The following is a 2,661-nucleotide window of genomic DNA, read 5'->3' as shown; positions in this document are numbered from 1 at the left end:
CGGGTGGGCGCGTCGGCGTGGAGTGCCGCGATGGCGGCCTGGGCCTGGAACTCGCCCAGCCGGTCGCGGGCGAGGGCCGCCTGCAGGATCTCGACGCCCTCGGCGATCAACGCAGTGTCCCACCGGCCGCGGTCCTGCTCGGCGAGCGGTACCAGGCTGCCGTCGGGCGAGGTCCGGGCGGCACGCCGGGCATGGTGGAGCAGCATGAGGGCGAGCAGCCCGGCCACCTCGGGGTGGTCGACCTGGGCCGCGAGCTGCCGGGTGAGCCGGATGGCCTCGGAGGCGAGGTCGACGTCGCCCAAGTAGCCCTCGTTGAAGACCAGGTAGAGGACGCGCAGCACGGTGGCGACGTCGCCGGGCTGGTCGAACCGCACCTCGGAGACGGTGCGCTTGGCCCGGCTGATGCGCTGCGCCATGGTCGCTTCGGGCACCAGGTAGGCCTGGGCGATCTGGCGGGTGGTGAGCCCGGCGACGGCGCGCAGCGTGAGCGCGACCGCGGACGACGGGGTCAGTGACGGGTGGGCGCAGAGGAAGTAGAGCTGGAGCGTGTCGTCCACCGCGGGCGCGGGCCCGGGCGTCCGCTCCTCGTCGAGATGGTCCTCACGCCGGCGGCGGGCGGCGTCCGCCCGGGTCGCGTCGAGGAACTTGCGCCAGGCAACGGTGACCAGCCAGCCCTTCGCATCCCGCGGAGGGTCGGCCGGCCAGACGCGGACCGCCTTGACCAGCGCGTCCTGCACGGCGTCCTCGGCCGCCGCGAAGTCGGCTCCGCGGCGGACGAGGATGGCGAGCACGCTCGGCGTGAGGCTCCGGAGCAGGACCTCGTCCATCGATGAGGTCATCGATGAGGACACTCCGTGATGGTGGGCCGCGCGGCCAGGAACGGGCGCACCTCGAGCCACTCGTGGATCGGCTTCCCGCCCGCCCCAGGGGCAGCCGACAGTTCCCCGGCCAGCTCGATGGCACGCTCGTAGCTGTCGACGTCGATCACCATCCAGCCGGCGATGAGGTCCTTGGTCTCGGCGAACGGACCGTCGGTGACCGGCGGGCGACCCTCGCCGTCGTACCGGACCCACGTCCCCTCGGGAGCGAGCGCCTGACCGTCGACGAACTCGCCGGTCTTCTCGAGCCGGGCCGCGAAGTCGTTCATGTACTGCACGTGCGCCGAGATCTCCTCCGGCGCCCACTGGTCCATGGGCACGTCGTTGACCGCAGCCGGAGCGCCGCGGTAGTGCTTGAGCAGCAGATACTTGGCCATCGTGTTTCTCCTCGGTGCTGTGCGACCCATTGTGGTCGCGTTCACCTCGGGGACGGAGCCAGTCACCGGTTCTCGACATCGCCGTCCGAACTTTTTTGGCTCTCGTAGATCAGACTGAGTGAGCCGTCCCGTGGTGTTCGGGTCCACGGCGGGGCGCTGGAACGAGACGGAACGAGATCTTCCAAGACTCCACCCCGGGCAGTCCTCGTTCCCGCACCCGCCCCCGCAACCTTCGCGGGCACAACGCCCGAACGGGAGCATTATCTGATACGCCTGATCCGGTCGAACCGCAGTGATGCCCGTGGCCCCGACACGACCTCGCAAGCCCTGCATCCAACACGCTCGGCGGGCCGACTATCGCGCTCACGGGCCAACCGCGACGCTCAAGGGCCACTTATGGCGCGCAGTCACAGTAGGCGGTGCTGGTCTCGGGGTGTCAGCCCAGCCATAAAATCGAACGGGCATATCATTCCGGCGTGGCTGAAACCTTCCCGTCTGACCTGATCGACGCGCAACGTCGCCTGTACGAGATCCGCACCGCTTACGAGGCGCTCTGCGGCACTCTTCCGTGGTCTGTCGAGCCCATGCCTGGCTGGCCCGGCACCGAGCACCCCCATACCGGCGAGGTCACCGGCGGCCGCGACGACAGCCCCGGCTACACCGACGAGCAGCGCGCCGAGGAAGCCCGGCTGCGCCGGCTCCTGGTCGAGTTGTCCCATCAGGTGGCCACCCATCCGCACTGGGCCACCTACGAGCGGGAAGCGGTCGTCAAGGCCCGCATGGTACTGAAGCAGTACCCGGGCCTCGCGGCTGCGGCGTAGCTCGCTACACCTCCGGAGGGCCAGACGGCCCCCGGCGTGGACTCCACAGACCGCATGAACGGACGGCGGGCCAGCCCAGCTTGAGGACGCCCGTGCCGAGCGTCGGCGCCGCCACTCACGTCGCCGCGCTGCGCCGGGCCCGATCCGAGTGGGCCGGAGCAGCGCCGATGGAGGCCACAGTCGTGCTGAGGAGAACGGCGTAAGGGCTCGCCGTCTTCGTCCAGCCTGCGGCCAGGTGGAACGAAGACGGCGTGGGGTGCGGGCGCTTCGTGGAGTCCTCTTATCTGCGGTTTTTGTGATCTGGCAGGAGTATCCGCGTGCCCGAGGGCCCCATCGCCCACAGCGAGCTCGCTGCCCTGACCCGGCGTTTCGAAGAGGTCGCGGAGAAGCACGACCGCGAGTTCGGGATCATCAAGTCCGACCTCACCGCGGTGCGCCTCCAGATCGGCAACCTGGACCAGAAGGTCGAAGCCCTCGACAAGAAGATCGACCGCAACCAGGCCCAGATCGTCGAGCTGCTCACTCAGCTGGTCGGTCGGCGCCCCGACGCTGGCTGATTTCCGGGCCCTGCATCCGGCCCTTACC

Annotated in this window: 4 protein-coding genes; 2 read left to right on the top strand and 2 right to left on the bottom strand. The window is 69.8% G+C overall.

What is annotated here, in order from left to right; translation table 11 throughout:
• Positions 1 to 827: RNA polymerase sigma factor (locus tag ACWGI8_RS42830; protein ID WP_453668878.1), on the bottom strand; the 827-nt coding region annotated here is incomplete at its 3' end.
• An 8-nt stretch (positions 828 to 835) separates the two neighbouring features.
• Entirely contained in the window at positions 836 to 1,255 is a 420-nt protein-coding gene (locus tag ACWGI8_RS42825) for a YciI family protein (RefSeq protein WP_453668877.1), read from the bottom strand.
• 476 nt (positions 1,256 to 1,731) lie between these two features.
• Between ACWGI8_RS42825 and ACWGI8_RS42820 the strand changes: the two genes are divergently transcribed.
• A complete protein-coding gene (locus ACWGI8_RS42820; protein WP_453668876.1) occupies positions 1,732 to 2,076 on the top strand; it encodes a hypothetical protein in 345 nt (114 codons plus the stop codon).
• A gap of 317 nt (positions 2,077 to 2,393) precedes the next feature.
• Positions 2,394 to 2,633, top strand: coding sequence for a hypothetical protein (locus tag ACWGI8_RS42815; RefSeq protein ID WP_453668875.1), 240 nt, complete (start codon positions 2,394 to 2,396; stop codon positions 2,631 to 2,633).
• The last annotated feature ends 28 nt before the right edge of the window (positions 2,634 to 2,661 follow it).

It is taken from the genome of Streptomyces sp. NPDC054841, assembly GCF_053611045.1.
This window is presented reverse-complemented; position numbering and strand designations above follow the sequence as displayed.